At 46.8% G+C, this 15,698-nt stretch carries 18 protein-coding genes and 1 pseudogene; 5 read left to right on the top strand and 14 right to left on the bottom strand.

Annotated elements, in window-relative coordinates; translation table 11 throughout:
* Positions 1 to 112: 112 nt before the first annotated feature.
* From trpS to rpe, 3 genes are read right to left on the bottom strand one after another with little or no spacing between them, the layout of a single operon-like run.
* Positions 113 to 1,120 (bottom strand): tryptophan--tRNA ligase, encoded by a 1,008-nt coding sequence (trpS, locus tag P7M01_RS05430; RefSeq protein ID WP_317483355.1) that lies wholly within the window; start codon positions 1,118 to 1,120, stop codon positions 113 to 115.
* A gap of 44 nt (positions 1,121 to 1,164) precedes the next feature.
* Positions 1,165 to 1,839, bottom strand: a complete 675-nt coding sequence (locus tag P7M01_RS05425; RefSeq protein WP_317477169.1) for a phosphoglycolate phosphatase — start codon at positions 1,837 to 1,839, stop codon at positions 1,165 to 1,167.
* Between the two features lie 13 nt (positions 1,840 to 1,852).
* On the bottom strand, positions 1,853 to 2,527 hold the full coding sequence (rpe, locus tag P7M01_RS05420) for a ribulose-phosphate 3-epimerase (RefSeq protein ID WP_317483356.1): 675 nt from the start codon (positions 2,525 to 2,527) through the stop codon (positions 1,853 to 1,855).
* Between the two features lie 130 nt (positions 2,528 to 2,657).
* On the opposite strand from rpe, the gene P7M01_RS05415 reads away from it, so the two are divergent.
* Positions 2,658 to 3,287 carry a LysE/ArgO family amino acid transporter gene (locus tag P7M01_RS05415; RefSeq protein ID WP_317483357.1) on the top strand — a complete coding sequence of 210 codons (630 nt, stop codon included), beginning with the start codon at positions 2,658 to 2,660 and terminating at the stop codon, positions 3,285 to 3,287.
* 45 nt (positions 3,288 to 3,332) lie between these two features.
* On the opposite strand, the pseudogene P7M01_RS05410 reads toward P7M01_RS05415, so the two are convergent.
* Both P7M01_RS05410 and rhaS read right to left on the bottom strand, forming a co-directional pair.
* Positions 3,333 to 3,440 (bottom strand): annotated as a pseudogene (locus P7M01_RS05410) (IS3 family transposase); the annotation flags it as partial.
* Positions 3,441 to 3,732: 292 nt separating this feature from the next.
* On the bottom strand, positions 3,733 to 4,569 hold the full coding sequence (gene rhaS, locus P7M01_RS05400; RefSeq protein WP_317483358.1) for an HTH-type transcriptional activator RhaS: 837 nt from the start codon (positions 4,567 to 4,569) through the stop codon (positions 3,733 to 3,735).
* Positions 4,570 to 4,808: 239 nt separating this feature from the next.
* On the opposite strand from rhaS, the gene rhaB reads away from it, so the two are divergent.
* Positions 4,809 to 6,245 (top strand): rhamnulokinase, encoded by a 1,437-nt coding sequence (gene rhaB, locus P7M01_RS05395; protein WP_317483359.1) that lies wholly within the window; start codon positions 4,809 to 4,811, stop codon positions 6,243 to 6,245.
* Here the strand turns inward: rhaB and bcp are convergent.
* Entirely contained in the window at positions 6,227 to 6,694 is a 468-nt protein-coding gene (gene bcp / locus P7M01_RS05390; protein WP_202936534.1) for a thioredoxin-dependent thiol peroxidase, read from the bottom strand. The genes rhaB and bcp overlap by 19 nt on opposite strands.
* A gap of 96 nt (positions 6,695 to 6,790) precedes the next feature.
* Here bcp and yihI point away from each other — a divergent pair, with 96 nt between their 5' ends.
* The 3 genes from yihI (at position 6,791) to hemN (ending at position 9,234) form a co-directional block, all read left to right on the top strand.
* Positions 6,791 to 7,366 (top strand): Der GTPase-activating protein YihI, encoded by a 576-nt coding sequence (gene yihI / locus P7M01_RS05385; protein WP_317483360.1) that lies wholly within the window; start codon positions 6,791 to 6,793, stop codon positions 7,364 to 7,366.
* Between the two features lie 2 nt (positions 7,367 to 7,368).
* Positions 7,369 to 7,800 carry a DUF2489 domain-containing protein gene (locus tag P7M01_RS05380; protein ID WP_317483392.1) on the top strand — a complete coding sequence of 144 codons (432 nt, stop codon included), beginning with the start codon at positions 7,369 to 7,371 and terminating at the stop codon, positions 7,798 to 7,800.
* 66 nt (positions 7,801 to 7,866) lie between these two features.
* Positions 7,867 to 9,234 carry an oxygen-independent coproporphyrinogen III oxidase gene (hemN, locus tag P7M01_RS05375; protein WP_317483361.1) on the top strand — a complete coding sequence of 456 codons (1,368 nt, stop codon included), beginning with the start codon at positions 7,867 to 7,869 and terminating at the stop codon, positions 9,232 to 9,234.
* Between the two features lie 141 nt (positions 9,235 to 9,375).
* On the opposite strand, the gene P7M01_RS05370 is transcribed toward hemN, so the two are convergent.
* From P7M01_RS05370 to P7M01_RS05335, 8 genes are all read right to left on the bottom strand, one after another.
* Entirely contained in the window at positions 9,376 to 10,086 is a 711-nt protein-coding gene (locus P7M01_RS05370; protein ID WP_317483362.1) for an RIO1 family regulatory kinase/ATPase domain-containing protein, read from the bottom strand.
* Between the two features lie 87 nt (positions 10,087 to 10,173).
* Positions 10,174 to 10,971, bottom strand: a complete 798-nt coding sequence (gene cysE, locus P7M01_RS05365; RefSeq protein WP_202936530.1) for a serine O-acetyltransferase — start codon at positions 10,969 to 10,971, stop codon at positions 10,174 to 10,176.
* Between the two features lie 9 nt (positions 10,972 to 10,980).
* Positions 10,981 to 11,988 (bottom strand): NAD(P)H-dependent glycerol-3-phosphate dehydrogenase, encoded by a 1,008-nt coding sequence (gpsA, locus tag P7M01_RS05360; RefSeq protein ID WP_394853431.1) that lies wholly within the window; start codon positions 11,986 to 11,988, stop codon positions 10,981 to 10,983.
* Between the two features lie 56 nt (positions 11,989 to 12,044).
* Positions 12,045 to 12,545 carry a protein-export chaperone SecB gene (secB, locus tag P7M01_RS05355; protein WP_317483364.1) on the bottom strand — a complete coding sequence of 167 codons (501 nt, stop codon included), beginning with the start codon at positions 12,543 to 12,545 and terminating at the stop codon, positions 12,045 to 12,047.
* Positions 12,546 to 12,555: 10 nt separating this feature from the next.
* Positions 12,556 to 12,993 carry a rhodanese-like domain-containing protein gene (locus P7M01_RS05350; protein ID WP_202936527.1) on the bottom strand — a complete coding sequence of 146 codons (438 nt, stop codon included), beginning with the start codon at positions 12,991 to 12,993 and terminating at the stop codon, positions 12,556 to 12,558.
* A 123-nt stretch (positions 12,994 to 13,116) separates the two neighbouring features.
* Positions 13,117 to 14,043 (bottom strand): permease-like cell division protein FtsX, encoded by a 927-nt coding sequence (gene ftsX, locus P7M01_RS05345; RefSeq protein WP_202936526.1) that lies wholly within the window; start codon positions 14,041 to 14,043, stop codon positions 13,117 to 13,119.
* Between the two features lie 17 nt (positions 14,044 to 14,060).
* On the bottom strand, positions 14,061 to 14,711 hold the full coding sequence (gene ftsE, locus P7M01_RS05340; protein ID WP_202936525.1) for a cell division ATP-binding protein FtsE: 651 nt from the start codon (positions 14,709 to 14,711) through the stop codon (positions 14,061 to 14,063).
* A gap of 221 nt (positions 14,712 to 14,932) precedes the next feature.
* Positions 14,933 to 15,655, bottom strand: a complete 723-nt coding sequence (locus tag P7M01_RS05335) for a glutathione peroxidase (protein ID WP_317475834.1) — start codon at positions 15,653 to 15,655, stop codon at positions 14,933 to 14,935.
* Between the last annotated feature and the right edge of the window lie 43 nt (positions 15,656 to 15,698).

Below are 15,698 nucleotides of genomic sequence, written 5' to 3'. Positions count from 1 at the left end.
TCGCTCGGCCTTTTTCTTTTTATATTTTAATTTTTCCGTCGTCATTACGCTATTTTTAAGCCTGAAAAAACCCGTTGTTATGTTAGCAACGGGTTTTATTCGGATAATAAGCCTAAGCGGCGGGGACAAATCCTACGGCGTCATAAACCGCTTTCAAGGTTTTCTGCGCACGGACTCGGGCTTTTTGTGCGCCTTCCGCGGCGATACGCATTAATAACGCTTCGTCATTGCGGTAATGATGGAAACGCTCCTGAAGTGCGGTCAACATTTTCACTGTTTCTTCCGCTACCGCACTTTTCAGGTGGCCATACATTTTGCCTTCAAATTCTTTTTCCAATTCGGGAATCGATTTTTCGCTCATGACGGCAAGCATTTCCAGCAAATTTGAAACGCCCGCTTTGTTTTGTACGTCATAACGAACGACAGGCGGTTCGTCGCCGTCGGTCATAGCGCGTTTAATTTTTTTCTCGACGGATTTCGGCTCTTCCAACAGCGTAATCACATTATTGCGATTATCGTCGGATTTTGACATTTTTTTCGTCGGTTCCTGCAGCGCCATAATGCGCGCACCGGCTTTAGGAATAAAGGCTTCCGGCACCACAAACCGGTTTTCGCCGTATAACGCGTTAAACCGTTGAGCAATATCGCGGGTGATTTCAAGATGCTGACGCTGGTCTTCGCCCACCGGCACCTGATTTGCCTGATACAGCAGAATATCCGCCGCCATCAAGACCGGATAAGTGAATAATCCCACGTTGATGTTATCCGTGTGTTTCGCCGATTTATCTTTGAACTGAGTCATGCGGCCCATTTCGCCGAAATAGGTGTAACAGTTCAGAATCCAGGCAAGTTGCGTATGTTCCGGCACATGAGATTGAATAAAAATCGTGCTTTTTTCCGGATCGATTCCGCAAGCCAAATATAACGCCAGAACGTCTAACGTCGCTTTACGTAATGCCGCCGGGTCCTGGCGCACAGTGATGGCGTGTAAATCCACGATACAGAACAGGCATTCGTAATCATCCTGCATTTTCACCCATTGACGCAGGGCGCCGAGGTAATTGCCGATAGTCAATTCGCCCGACGGCTGCACACCGCTAAGTACAACTGGTTTTGTCATGTTTATTCCTTAATCCAAAAAACTGATAAAATTTCGACCGCACTTTACACGATATTCAGGATTTCTGCAAAATCGTCAAACACCCAGTCCGGTTTACTTTCCGCAATGGGAACATTGTAGTTATAGCCGTAAGTCATTCCGACGGCGGGACAGCCCGCGGCGTGGGCGGCGAGAATATCGTTACGGGAATCACCTACGAACAAGACCTGGCGCGGGTAGAAACCGAATTTTCCGCATAAATAGTAAATCGGGCCCGGATGCGGTTTAATTGCCGGTAAAGATTGACCGCCCAGCGTTTCACTGAACAGATGGTCTATGCCGAAAGCTTTCAGTACCGGTTGAACGTGCTGAGTCGGCTTATTGGTGACAACGGCAAGAACGAATCCCTGAGCTTTCAGTTTTTCCAGGGTTTCCTTCACGTTCGGAAACAAACGGCTCACGTTACACAGATTTTCGCCGTAGAAATGGTTAAAACGCGCTTTAAGTTGTTTGATCTCCGCTTCGTCGAGAGTTTTGCCGGATTGCTCGCTCGCCCATTCTACGCCGCGGCTGATTAACACGTCGGCACCGTTACCGATCCAGGTTAACACTAACGATTCCGGAGCCTGAGGTAAATTAAATTCAGCCAAAGCCGAGTTCACCGATAACGCGAGATCGGGCAGGCTGTTGACCAACGTACCGTCTAAATCGAATCCGATTAATTTGAATTGAGATGCCATTTTTCTTCCTATGTTATTTTTGTACTTTCGCTAATTCGGCCCGCATGTCGTCGATAACTTTTTTGTAGTCCGGTGCGTCGAAAATCGCTGATCCCGCCACGAACATATCGGCGCCGGCGGCGGCGATTTGCGCAATATTATTGATTTTCACGCCGCCGTCCACTTCCAAACGAATGTCAAAACTGCTATCGTCGATACGCTGACGCACTTGCCGCAGTTTATCGAGTGTCGCCGAAATGAAAGATTGCCCGCCGAATCCCGGATTGACCGACATCAATAAAATCATGTCCAATTTGTCCATCACGTAATCCAGATAACTCAACGGCGTGGCGGGATTAAACACCAGCCCGGCCTGACAGCCGTTATCGCGAATCAGTTGTAGCGTTCGGTCAATGTGCAGACTGGCTTCGCCGTGAAAGGTTATGGAGGTGGCGCCCGCTTTGGCGAAATCCTGCACCAGCGAATCCACCGGCGTCGCCATTAAATGCACGTCAATCGGCGCGGTAATGCCGTATTCGCGCAGGGCTTTGCATACCGGCGCACCGAAAGTCAGGTTCGGCACGTAATGATTGTCCATCACGTCAAAATGAATCAAATCCGCACCGCACTTGAGCACGTTTTCCACGTCTTCGCCAAGGCGCGCCAAATCGGCGGAAAGAATCGACGGTGCAATTAAATAAGGTTTCATACGGTTCCCCTTTGGGTTGACAAAAGCAGTCCTAGTGTACTACTTAATGGCTATAAATTTAAAGAGAAAGGCGGCAAAAGTGCGGTATAATTTTACCGAGTTTTTTAGTACATCATTCACGGGGAACAAAATGACGTTTTTTATTCAGGGATTTTTAGTATGCGGCGGCTTGATTATCGCGATCGGTGCGCAAAATGCTTTTGTTTTGAAGCAGGGCTTACTGAAGCGCAATATTCTGGCGGTGATTCTGACCTGTTTTGTCTGCGATTTTGTGCTGATTTCCCTGGGCGTGTTGGGTTTGGGTTCGCTTATCAGCGAAAGCGCGGTCGCCACAGTGGCACTGGCGATTGTGGGCGCAGTGTTCCTTTTTGTGTACGGTTTGCGCGCCTTTCGTTCGGCTTATGTCGGCAATGCCGCGTTGGATTTGAACGCCGAAAACGGCGGGCAATCTTCCTCCCTGAAAGCGGTGTTGACAACTCTGGCAATCACGCTGCTGAATCCTCATGTTTATCTTGATTGCTTCGCTATTATCGGCGGGATTGCCGGCACCATTCCGGCGGATAAAAAGCTGTTTTTTCTGTTAGGCGCGTTGACGACGTCGGCGTTATGGTTTTTCAGTTTAGGTTACGGCGCCCGGCTGCTGATTCCGTTATTTAAACGCCCCGCCACCTGGCGCGTGCTGGACGGCATAATCGGCGCGGTGATGTGGGGCATTGCATACAATTTAGCCCATTATGCCGTACGGATGTATGGTGGGTAATAAAAAATGAGCCGCCCCCCAAAAGTTGGACGGGTTAGTCAAATACTGCGCTCTGTATTGTGCAGAGCTCAGGTCTTTTAAATTCGGTTTAATCCGTTTTTGATTGTAATACGCCAAATATTCTTCAATGCCGGCCTGTAATTCGGCAGTTTTTTCATGTTGTTCCCCTGGATTTTTGCGGGTTTATTCGGGTCGAGTACCAAGCGATTTTACTCCATTTAGCCCGCTTTCGCGAAAGGCTTTCAGCCAGGTGACGACCACGGAATGCGAATAGCGTGACGTTTTGCCGTTTCGCGAAGACTAAAATCCCGCTCCGTAACCAGTTTAACGACCTTTAAACGAAATCGATAAGAGTAAGTCATATTCTGCACCTCAAATTAAGTGTCTAGGTTTTGGGGGCAGATCACTTTTAGCAATCAAGTGCGGTCTTTTTAACGCTTGTTTTTTACCCTCTAAGGGTCTTAGGAGAAATACCAAATTCATGTTTAAAACAAGTCGAAAAATAACTGCCGTCATTAAATCCGCAATCCAGTGCAATATCGGTAATAGGCTTTTCGGTATAACGGAGTTGATAATAGGCATTGGACAAACGTAATTTAGACACGTAAGCCTGAGGCGTTAAACCGGTTTGCACTTTTACATAACGATAGAGCGTTCTTATGGATAAATTGAATTTTTCCGCCAACTTATCCCAACTAATTTCTTCCAAAAAATGGAAATTCAACCAATTGATAATTTGCCGTCCTTTTGCTTCCATTGAACCTACCATTTGTCCATCTACATAATGATTTTGTAATAACATTACCAATTGGAAAAAGGAAAATTCTTTTTGTAACGCTGTTTCTACCATAGCGGACGAATCTTTTACTTTGAAATTCTGACTATGCATGAGCAATGTGATATTTTCATTGATCAAACCGAGCGTATCCCGATTGATGATTTTGTAATCAGCACAATCCGGTTTTAAATTTTTCAGCAGAGTGTCTAAGTTGCGGATAAATTTAAAATCATTGTAATCTTTCAATAAAATATTGGTCAGACAAAGGTTATCGACATTTTCATATAAATGGTGGTCGCTAGCCTCAATATAAAGCACCATTCCTTGGTATAGATCATGAGGATAACCATTGAGAATATGGCGTCCGCGACCTTCCGTCACGATAACTAATTCGCTAAAATCGTGAGTATGTTCCGGAAAATCGGATTGAGGTACTCTCGGTTCAATTGCAAATTGTTGTTGACCCGATTTAAAAAAATCTTTAAAGGATAATTTTTCAATCATGTCATCCTCCCCACCATCTTAAGAAGCTCGGCGGTAGAATATCATAATAAAAATAATGTGCTTTCCGAAAATCCGTTCAATCTTCTCTTAATTACAACTAATTCTCAATTCTGTGAATCAGATCACATGCACTTTTAAATTTTTGCCATATTTGCCTCAAATTTGGCAGATGATTTAATGCCCTAATCGATCCGTAGACTTAGACTGCAATCAACTTAAATGAGTTGGAGCACAAAGTTATGAGTATTCTCAATATTGCTGCCGTCGATCTCGGCGCATCAAGCGGTCGTATCATGCTTTCCACTTATCATATTGATAATCAGGCAATTTCACTGGAAGAAATTCATCGCTTTAAAAATCAATTTATCTCTCAAAACGGGCATGACTGTTGGGATCTCCTTGCCTTAGAAAAAGAAATTGTCACCGGATTACGCAAAATTCTAGACAGTGGGAAACCTCTTCACAGTATCGGAATCGACACTTGGGGAGTGGATTATGTTTTGCTGGATAAAAACGGTGAAGTAGTTGCGCCGACTTATGCTTATCGAGATCACCGTACTGATGGGGTAATGCAAAAAGTGCAATCCGAATTAGGTAAAGAAATCATTTATCGTAAAACAGGTATTCAGTTCTTAACTTTCAATACTCTTTATCAACTCAAGGCAATGGTAGATGAAAATCCGCAATGGCTTTCCCTGGTTAAAGATTTTGTGATGATTCCCGATTATCTGAATTATCGCTTAACCGGCGTGATTAATCGAGAATACACCAATGCCACCACCACACAACTGGTAAATGTAAATACAGATAACTGGGATACCGCACTTTTAGATTATCTTGGCTTACCGGCAAGCTGGTTCGGACGCATTTGCCACCCGGGCCACCAAGTCGGCTTATGGAATAACCGGATTCCTGTCATGTCGGTTGCCAGCCACGATACCGCAAGTGCGGTCATTTCTGCGCCACTTTCTGATGAAAATGCCGCATATCTCTGTTCCGGCACCTGGTCATTAATGGGTTTGGATACCACAACGCCTTGTACTAACGATACGGTGATGAACTCAAATATCACTAATGAAGGCGGCATAGACGGACATTATCGAGTTCTAAAAAATATTATGGGCTTATGGTTATTCAATCGCCTGTGCACCGAACGCAATATCACGGATATTCCGGCTTTGGTCAAACAAGCCGAAGCCGAACCCGCATTCCAAAGTCTTATCAACCCTAATGCAGAGTGCTTCTTAAATCCGCCGTCTATGGTGGAGGCTATTCAACAATATTGCCGTGAACACAATCAAACCGTGCCCAAAACCACGGCTCAACTTGCACGCTGTATTTTCGACAGTCTGGCGATGTTATACCGCAAAACGGCGTTAGAACTTGCCGAATTACAAGGCAAACAAATCAGCGCATTACACATCGTAGGCGGTGGCAGCCAAAACGAATTTTTAAACCAACTTTGCGCCGATCTTTGTGGTATGGATGTCTTTGCCGGTCCTATAGAAGCTTCCGTTCTGGGTAACGTAGGCTGTCAGTTAATGGCATTAGACCAAATCCGGAGTGCCGCGGAATTTCGTCAATTAGTGGTAAAAAACTTTCCGCTAAAACTCTTCAAAAATCGACCGCACTTTCAAAAGTGCGGTCAAATTTTCCATTATTTTTTAGTCAAATAATCCAACACCACCTGATGATGTTCGCCGGTTTTGAATTTGGTGAAAACCTGTTCGATGACGCCGTTTTCGTCAATCAAAAAGCTGATACGGTGGATGCCGTCGTAAGTTTTTCCCATAAATTTCTTTTCGCCCCAAACGCCGAATTGATCGGCGACTCGGTGGTCTTCATCGGATAACAAAGTGAAATTCAACGCTTTCTTTTCTTCAAACTGAGCGAGTTTCTTCGGAGAATCCGGGCTGATACCCAGAATTACAACGCCTAATTTATCCAGCTCCGCCTTGGCGTCGCGAAGCCCGCAGGCCTGAACGGTGCAGCCCGGCGTGAGCGCTTTCGGGTAGAAATAAATCAACACTTTTTTGCCCCGGAAATCGGTTAACGAAACAGGTTCGTTGTGCTGATTAGGCAAGGTAAAGTGCGGGGCGTTTTCGCCGGGTTTTAAGGTTTTCATCGGGAATTTCCTCATTAAAATAGATTTAACAGTATTCTAACAAGCATTGCGGTTTTGTGATACAATCGCGGGAAATTTAATTTAGCTGAAAAAATCATGTCCAGACAGAAAAAATCCCGTCGTTTAACCGACATTATGCCGACCCGCAAAACCGATAAAAAACCTGAAATCGGTGCGGTAAAAACGCGTCCCGGCAAGAAATTAACCCGTTATGAATTGGATGCCAAAGCGCGCGAGGAAAAACGTAAACGCAAGCATAAAGGCCTGAATTCCGGTTCGCGCCACAGTGCCGCCGCAAATACCGATAAAAGTTCGCAAATCGAGGTGAAAGATCCGCGCATCGGCAGCCGTAAAAAAGTGCCGTTGATGGTGGAATTCGTGAACAAGCCGGAAAAAGGTCAGTTCATTCAAGCGGAAAAAACGAACGAAAAATCGCCCGCACTTGATCCGATGTCAGAGCTGGAACAGCTTGAAAATAACGAATGTCTGAACAATTTGTTGGATCAACTGGATGCCGGAAAGGTTCTCACTAAAGCGGATCAGGCTTTTGTTGACGAATGTCTGGATCGCATTGCGCAATTAATGGACGAATTGGGCATTAGCGATGAAGAGGAAGGCGAAGACGATTTGCTTCGCACCTTCGAGAAAATCAATATTAACCAATTCCGTTAATGATGATGACCGGCGTTTTATTGCTAATCGGCGTTGCAATTTTACTGGCTATGGTGGGATATACCCTTTATCTTTTCGCCCAATTACGCAAACAAAAACGGCTTTACGAACAGGCCAGACTGGCGCGCTCGGCGCGCTTAAAAGAAAGCATTCGGATTATTGCCCGCGCAATGCATGCGGGTGAATGCAATCATTCGGAAGGCGTGATTCGATTGAAAATGCTGTTGGAGCCTTTTGGACAGAAAACCTTATCGGAATATGACGCCATGTGGCGGCTTTACGAAACGGTGCGCGATATGCCGACCCATGAAGATCGCAAATTGCTGAAGAAAAATGAGCGTATGAAGTTGGATCTCGAACGAGAAACCAAAGAAATCGAGCTGGAAGAAGCGATTAAAGCCGAAGCGAAAGCCTTGTTAAACGAATTACAATAAGATTTCTCCACGCCGCTTTTTGACAACGATTATCTACTCGACAACCCTAACATTTAATCTGACGATATGACTGATATTACTTTCGATCTCGCCCTGATTCAAAAATACAATCAATCCGGGCCTCGTTATACGAGTTATCCAACCGCGCTGGAATTTAATGAAAATTACAGCGAACAAGATTTCGAAACGGCGGCGGCGCGTTATCCCGAGCGGCCGTTATCCCTTTACGTGCATATTCCGTTCTGTCATAAACTCTGCTATTTCTGCGGCTGCAACAAGGTGATTACCCGCCACCGGCATAAAGCGGATATTTATCTGGATTTTCTCGAAAAAGAAATCAGCAACCGCGCGCCTTTATTCAAAAACCGGACGGCAACCCAAATCCATTGGGGCGGCGGCACGCCGACTTATTTGAGCGAAACCCAATCCGCCCGCCTGATGAACATGCTAAAAACCCATTTCACCATTGCCGACGACGCCGAAATTTCCATTGAAATGGACCCGCGCGAAATCGAATTATCCATGTTGGATCACTTACGTCGCATCGGTTTCAACCGCATCAGTATGGGCGTGCAGGACTTCAATAAAGAAGTGCAAAAAGCCGTCAACCGCGAGCAGGACGAAGATTTTATCCGCGCTTTACTGATTCGTGCGCGCGAACTGGGCTTCCAATCCACCAATCTGGATCTCATTTACGGCTTGCCGTTCCAAACAGTGGAAAGTTTTATGTTCACTTTACAAAAAGTCATCGAGCTGAATCCTGATCGCCTGAGCGTGTTCAACTACGCCCATTTACCAAGCCGTTTCGCCGGCCAAGTAAAAATCAAAGACAAAGATTTGCCGTCGCCGGAAACCAAACTGAGCATTTTACAAAACACCATCGAAACCTTAGGTGCCGCCGGCTATAAATTTATCGGCATGGATCACTTTGCCAAACCGGACGATGAACTGGCCATCGCGCAACAAAACGGCGTTCTGCATCGCAACTTCCAAGGTTACACCACACAGGAAGAATGCGATTTACTGGGGTTGGGCGTCTCCGCCATCAGCCTGTTGGGCGACAGCTATGCGCAAAATCAAAAAGAATTAAAACAATATTATGCCGATGTGGACGAAAAAGGCATTGCGCTGCACAAAGGGCTCGCTTTAACGGAAGAAGACTGCCTGCGTCGGGATGTAATTAAGGCTTTAATCTGTAACTTCAAATTGGATTACGCCGCCGTCGAACGGCAATATCATATTGATTTTACTACACATTTTGCCGAAGATTTGGCGCTACTGAAACCGCTGGCGGAAGACGGCCTGCTGGACATTAAACCGCACGGAATCATCGTCTCGCCGAAAGGCCGTTTGCTGATCCGCAACATTTGTCTGTGCTTTGACGCCTATTCGCGTCAGCAGGCGCGCAGACAACAATTCTCGCGTATTATTTAATTCGTACATAAAAGTGCGGTCAAAAAAATCATCGTTTTTTGCACTTCGTTTGCCAACGCTTTGAGAGGAATCCTTCCGGGAATGGCAAATAAAAAAACGAGAGAATTTTTGACCGCACTTTTCGTATTGCGCCGATTTTGGTTACAGAAACTTCGTCAGCAAAGTTTCAAATAATACGTAAAAAGCGAGCAAATCCGTTTTCGCCAAAGGTTTAAACGGCAGCAAGAGGTAATACAAAAAACGATATTTTTTCACCAAAGCCAAAGCGTAATGCCACACGCGGCTGTCTTCGTAACAGACAAAGGTGTCAATGGTGCGTTGAATCTGCGCGGGCGTGGTTTTTTCCCGGCACACCCCGTAAATAAACAATAAGGCGTCACGCATTTTCTGCCATATCAGCTTATGGGAATGGGAAACCGCTTCGAAATCAATAAAGGAAACTTTGCCGTCCTGCCACAAAATATCTTTCAGCAAAGGGCGTCCGTGAACAATGCCGTGTTCATGCAAATCCGCCAGGGCTTTGGCGCAATCGTCCAGAATCCGCTGTTTTTGTGCGGCCGTAATATCGCTTTCCAGCCAGAAGCGCACATTGTGCCCCGCATCTTCCATCACCAAACAATGGGAATTGATGATTTTTACCGGCGGAATCGGCGCTTTATGCAGGATCAGCCATTTTATCCGTTGAATTTCCCGTCGAAACGCCGCCCGGGAAAAGGGTTTGAGCAAACGCTGAATGCCGTGGGGATGCTCGGGTTGTTTCAGCCAGTAAGACTTCCCTTCGAATTCAAAGGGATAAACCCGTTCCATGCGATGTTCCGCCTGTAAGATCTCAACGTAATCTGCTAATGTCACGCTTTTTCTCCTCAAAAAACGGGAGCATTTTACCACACAAATAAGAAGAGCGGGTTAACCCGCTCCGACAAAATAAAATGATTATGCCTAAATATTCAGCATTGCGGCGTCATCAATGAAGTATTGATTCATTTCAAACGCCGGTTTGGAATCGTGATCTTTACTGATAATCCGTGCCGGTACGCCGGCTGCCGTAGCATGTTCGGGAATCGGCTGTAATACCACGGAATTGGCGCCGATTTTGGCGTATTTGCCCACTTCAATATTGCCCAGAATTTTCGCACCGGCGCCGATCATCACGCCTTCGCGAATTTTCGGATGACGATCGCCCGTTTCTTTACCAGTGCCGCCTAATGTGACGCCCTGCAAAATGGAAACGTCGTTTTCAATCACCGCCGTTTCCCCCACCACAATACCGGTGGCGTGGTCAAACATAATGCCGCACCCGATACGCGCCGCCGGATGAATATCCACATCAAACGCTACGGAAATCTGATTTTGCAGATAAATCGCCAGTGAACGGCGGTTTTCCTGCCACAAATAATGGGTAATGCGATAACTTTGTAACGCGTGAAAGCCTTTCAGATACAGTAACGGCGTAGACCATAAATCCACCGCCGGATCGCGCTGGCGCACCGCGGTAATATCGCAGGCGGCGCTTTCGATAATGCTGGGTTTCGCCGCATAAGCGTCTTCAATAATCTCACGCAGGGTAATGGCGGGCATGGTTGCCGTCGCCAGTTTATTGGCCAGAATATAACTCAGCGCACCGCCCAAATGTTTGTGTTTTAGAATGGTCGAATGGAAAAAACTCGCCAGCATAGGTTCCTTATCCACCAGACATTGGGCTTCTTCCCGGATTTGTTTCCAAACTTTAATTGCCATCTCGGTTCCTCAATATTCGTCTTTACGTTCGCGCTGTAAAAGTGTGGTCGCCATTTCCTGCGGATTTTTACCGTGGAACAAGGCCGCATAAATCTGTTCCGTAATCGGCATTTCCACGCCCTGGCGCTGCGCCAACGCCATGGCTTCTTTGGTGTTGTAAAAGCCTTCCACCACCTGCCCGATTTGTTCCATCGCCGCCTGCGCGGAAATTCCCTGTCCCAGCATCATACCAAAACGTCGATTGCGCGATTGGTTATCGGTACAAGTCAGCACCAAATCCCCTAAGCCAGACATGCCGGTGAAGGTTTTCGGATTTGCTCCCAATGATACGCCCAAACGGGTAATTTCCACCAGCCCGCGGGTAATCAGGGCGGTGCGCGCGTTGGCGCCGAATCCCAAACCGTCCGCCATTCCCGCCGCAATGGCGATCACGTTTTTAATCGCTCCGCCCAGCTGTACGCCAATCATATCCCGATTGAGATACACCCGGAAATGCTTGCTGCAATGGATGCGCGCCTGAAATTCCCGGGCAAAGCGTTCGTCATTTGCCGCCAAAGCAATCGCCGTCGGCATGCCGGCGGCTAACTCCCTGGCAAAGGTCGGACCGGACAACACGGCCAACGGATGCGCCTTCCCCAGTTCCTCTTCCACTACGGATTGCAGCAAGCGCCCGCTGTCCCGCTCCAAGCCCTTGGTTGCCCAAGCGATACGACTGTCGGGACGCAAAAACGGTTTAATCCGTTTAATCACCTCACCGAAAGCATGACTGGGCACCACCACCAATAAATCTTTCGATTTTTTGACCGCACTTTCCAGATCTGCCTCAATCACTAAGGATTCGGGAAACGCAATATCCGGTAAAAACCGGCGATTTTGCCGTTCTTCACGCAACTGCTGACATTCCGCCCGGTTATGTCCCCACAATATGGTGGGATAGCCGTTCCGGGAAAAACTGATTGCCAGCGCCGTGCCGTAAGAACCGGCGCCCAGAATGCTGATCGGAGCTTGACTCACCATAGATTCCACCTAAAGAAAAGCCCACGTGGGAACGTGAGCGTTGCCGATATTCGGAATTAATTAATGGTCGGTTGTTCTTCCGTAGCGGATTCTTCTTCCACACGACGCATGTGTTCGAGGAAAAGCGCATCGAAATTCACCGGCGCTAAATTCAGCGGCGGGAAAGTGCCACGATTGACCAGGCTCGCTACTAATTCGCGGGCGTAAGGAAACAGCATGTTCGGACATTGCGAAGTTAACGCATGTGTTAACTGAATATCGGTTAACCCGCTGATGGTGAATACGCCGGCCTGTTTCACTTCGCACAGAAAAGCGGAATCGCCGCTGTCTTCCAGCGTGGTTTCCACCGACACGTTTAATGTCACCTCGAATAAATTCTCGCCTAATTGTTTGGCTTCCGTGCCTAAATTAAAGTTTAAATCCGGTTTCCATTCCTGCTGAAAAATATCGGGCAGATTCGGCGCTTCAAATGACACATCCTTCACATAAATTCGTTGAATCTGCAATACGGGTTCTTGAGCTTGTTCCGCCGGGGTGGCCTGATTTTCATCTGTCATATTGAATTCCTTATTTTACTAACGGTAAATTTTCGGCATTCCAGCCTGCAATGCCTTCTTGTAATGCATAAACGTGTTTAAAGCCCTGTTTGGCTAAAATTTCACCCGAAGCGCGGGCCGTTACGCCGCTCGCACAAACTAAAATCACCGGCACGTCTTTGTGTTGTTCCAATTTGCCCAGATTGTGATTTTTAATGTCCGAAGGCACGAATTCCTGGCTGTTAACAATGTGTCCGCGTTTGAATTCTTCGATGGTGCGCAAATCAATCACCACCGCGTTTTGATTGTTCATCAACGCCACCGCTTCGGCATTGGACACCAATTTCACTTTGCTGGTAAAGGCTTTGAAATTCACATAAATAAAAGCAATAAAAATTGCGACCCAGGCGACAACCAATAAGGTGTGATTTTTGATAAAAGGCGTAGCCAGCGTTAAAAATTCTTCCATGTTGTTCTCAATAGATTAATGATAAAAAGAGAGCTTAAGTATAACCGCAGTCGGCGGATTTTCAAAGGCGGAAAGGCTAAAAGTGCGGTCAAAAAAACGAAAGAATTTTTGACCGCACTTAAATTATTTATCCAGCAGACGAATGTGGCGAGTGGCGGAAATCCAGGCCGAGGCGTAACCGACGATGGAGCAAATCACCAGTAAAAACAGCATTTCGCCGAAACCCAGGCCGCCGAGATTAAAGGTGACGGCAAAAATATCCGTCACATATTTCACCGCACTGGTGAAATAACCGATGAGTAAGGCGCTGAAAAAACAGGCGAAAAAAGCGCCGAAAAAGCCGTAAATAATGCCGGTGTAGAGGAACGGACGCAGAATAAACTGATCCGTTGCACCCAATAATTTCATCACCTGAATATTCGCCTGGCTGCTGTACACATCGGAACGGATACTGTTGCCGATAACCAAAAATACCGCCAGCGTCATCAACACCGCGCAGAAAATGGCGACATGCGCGATCAGCCAGGTTATCGCCGTGAGTTTCTCCAGCCAATCGTTATCCATGCGAACTTCTTCCACGCCTTTGATTTTAGCAAGATTTTCGCGTAGTTCCTGACGTTTTTCCGAGGCTTTGAATTCCGCCGTCGGTTTAATCATCACCACCGCCGGCAACGGATTGTCGTCTAAAATATCCAATTCTTCGCCAAAACCGGACCAGGCTCGGAAATCCTTCAGACTTTCCTGACGGGACACGTAATTCAGACTTTCCACGCCGGCCTGCGAGCGGATTTTTTCCACCACGCCGTTGGCGTCGTCTTCATTGAGGTTTTTGTGCAAATACACCGTTAATTCGCTGTCCGGCGAAAACTGGGTAATAGCGTTGTGGGTATTTTTCCACAGTAAAAAGCTGACGGTAGGGATGGTTAACGACACCGCGATCACCAAAATAGTTAACAGCGTGCCGTATTTTCGCTTAACCAAATCCGCCCACACGTGGCCTAAAACATATTTCATTTGCACCCAAAACGGAGCTTTTTGTGTTGAACTCATAATAAATTTCTCCGATTTTAACGCAAACGGCCTTGTTCCAGCACAAGGCAAGGCTTCGGTTTTTGACTGATTAAGCCCACATCGTGCGTGGCAATCAGCACGGTCATGCCCATACGATTGAGATCTTCAAACAGATTAAACAAATCCAGGGAAAGCGCATTATCGAGATTGCCGGTCGGTTCGTCCGCCAGCAATAATTGCGGCTTATGCACCACGGCGCGGGCGATGTCCACCCGTTGCTGTTCGCCGCCGGACAAATGAACGGGCTGATGATTGGCGCGATCGTATAATCCGACGCGATCCAAAGCGGACAGCGCACGCTCGCGTGCAATTTTCGGGTGCATTCCGCTGATAATTAGCGGCAACGCAACATTATCCGCCACGGAACGATCGGGCAATAGTCGATAATCCTGATGAACCATGCCGATTTGGCGGCGTAAAAAAGGTAATTCGTAATGAGAAAGACGGGTTATATCATGTCCGTTAAACCAAATTTGCCCGCCGTTAGCGCGTTCCATGCCCATGATGAGCTTCAATAATGTACTTTTCCCCGCGCCGGAATGCCCCGTAAGATACGTCATACTGCCTACGGGCAAATGAAATGTAAGTCCCTGCAAGGCGGGCTTTCCCCCAAAATATGCCTTGCTGACATTTTGAAAATGAATCATTCTTCTGTCTCTTTGCAAAAAATTGGAGCAATTATACCCAAAACTGCTCAATGATTAAACGTCGGAACGATGTGATCTGTGGGATTTTTCAATATCCGCTTTTTGTTAATAAAAAAATCCGCCTGCCGTTCTGCGTTAACCTTACGTCAGAACGGCGGGCGGATAAAAGTGCGGGCAAAAAAATCAACGTTTTTTGCGTTTCGCCGCGTCGCTAAAGTCAATTAAGCGAAATATTTTTCTAAATCTTCACTGCCGCCGATGTATTCGCCGCCGATGAAGACTTGCGGTACCGAGGTTTTACCCGTAATGGCGCGCACCGAAATAGTGGAAGCGTCGCGACCCAATACGATTTCTTCGAAAGTATAGCCTTTCACTTTTAACAAACCTTTGGCTTTGGCGCAGAAAGGACAACCCGGTTTGGTGAAAATCGATACCGACGGTTTCGCCGTCCAGTCCGGTTTGATGTATTTGATCATCGTATCCGCATCGGAAACTTTGAACGGATCGCCCGGTTCGTTCGGTTCCACGAACATTTTTTCAACCACGCCGTTTTTCACCAGCATGGAATAACGCCACGAACGTTTACCGAAACCCAGTTCCTCTTTATCCACCAACATTCCCATGCCTGCGGTAAAGTCGCCGTTACCGTCCGGAATAACCGTGATGTTTTCGGCTTCCTGATCCGCCTTCCAGGCGTTCATCACAAAGGTATCGTTAACGGATACACAAATGATATCGTCGACGCCTAAGGCTTTGAATTCGCAGGCCAATTCATTATAACGAGGTAAATGCGTTGAGGAACAGGTCGGGGTAAAAGCGCCCGGCAACGAGAACAGAACAACGGTTTTATTGTCGAATAATTCGGATGTGGTTACATCTACCCAAGCATCGCCCTGACGCGTGTGAAACGTGACTTGCGGGACTTTTTTACCTTCCATACTCATAGTTTTTCTCCTGTTTGAATAAATGATTTTCTGTTTACGGGGT

This window comes from Exercitatus varius (assembly GCF_029577735.1).
GTDB lineage: Bacteria > Pseudomonadota > Gammaproteobacteria > Enterobacterales > Pasteurellaceae > Exercitatus > Exercitatus varius.
Note: the sequence above shows the minus strand (reverse complement) of the source record. Positions and strands in the feature narration are given on the sequence as shown.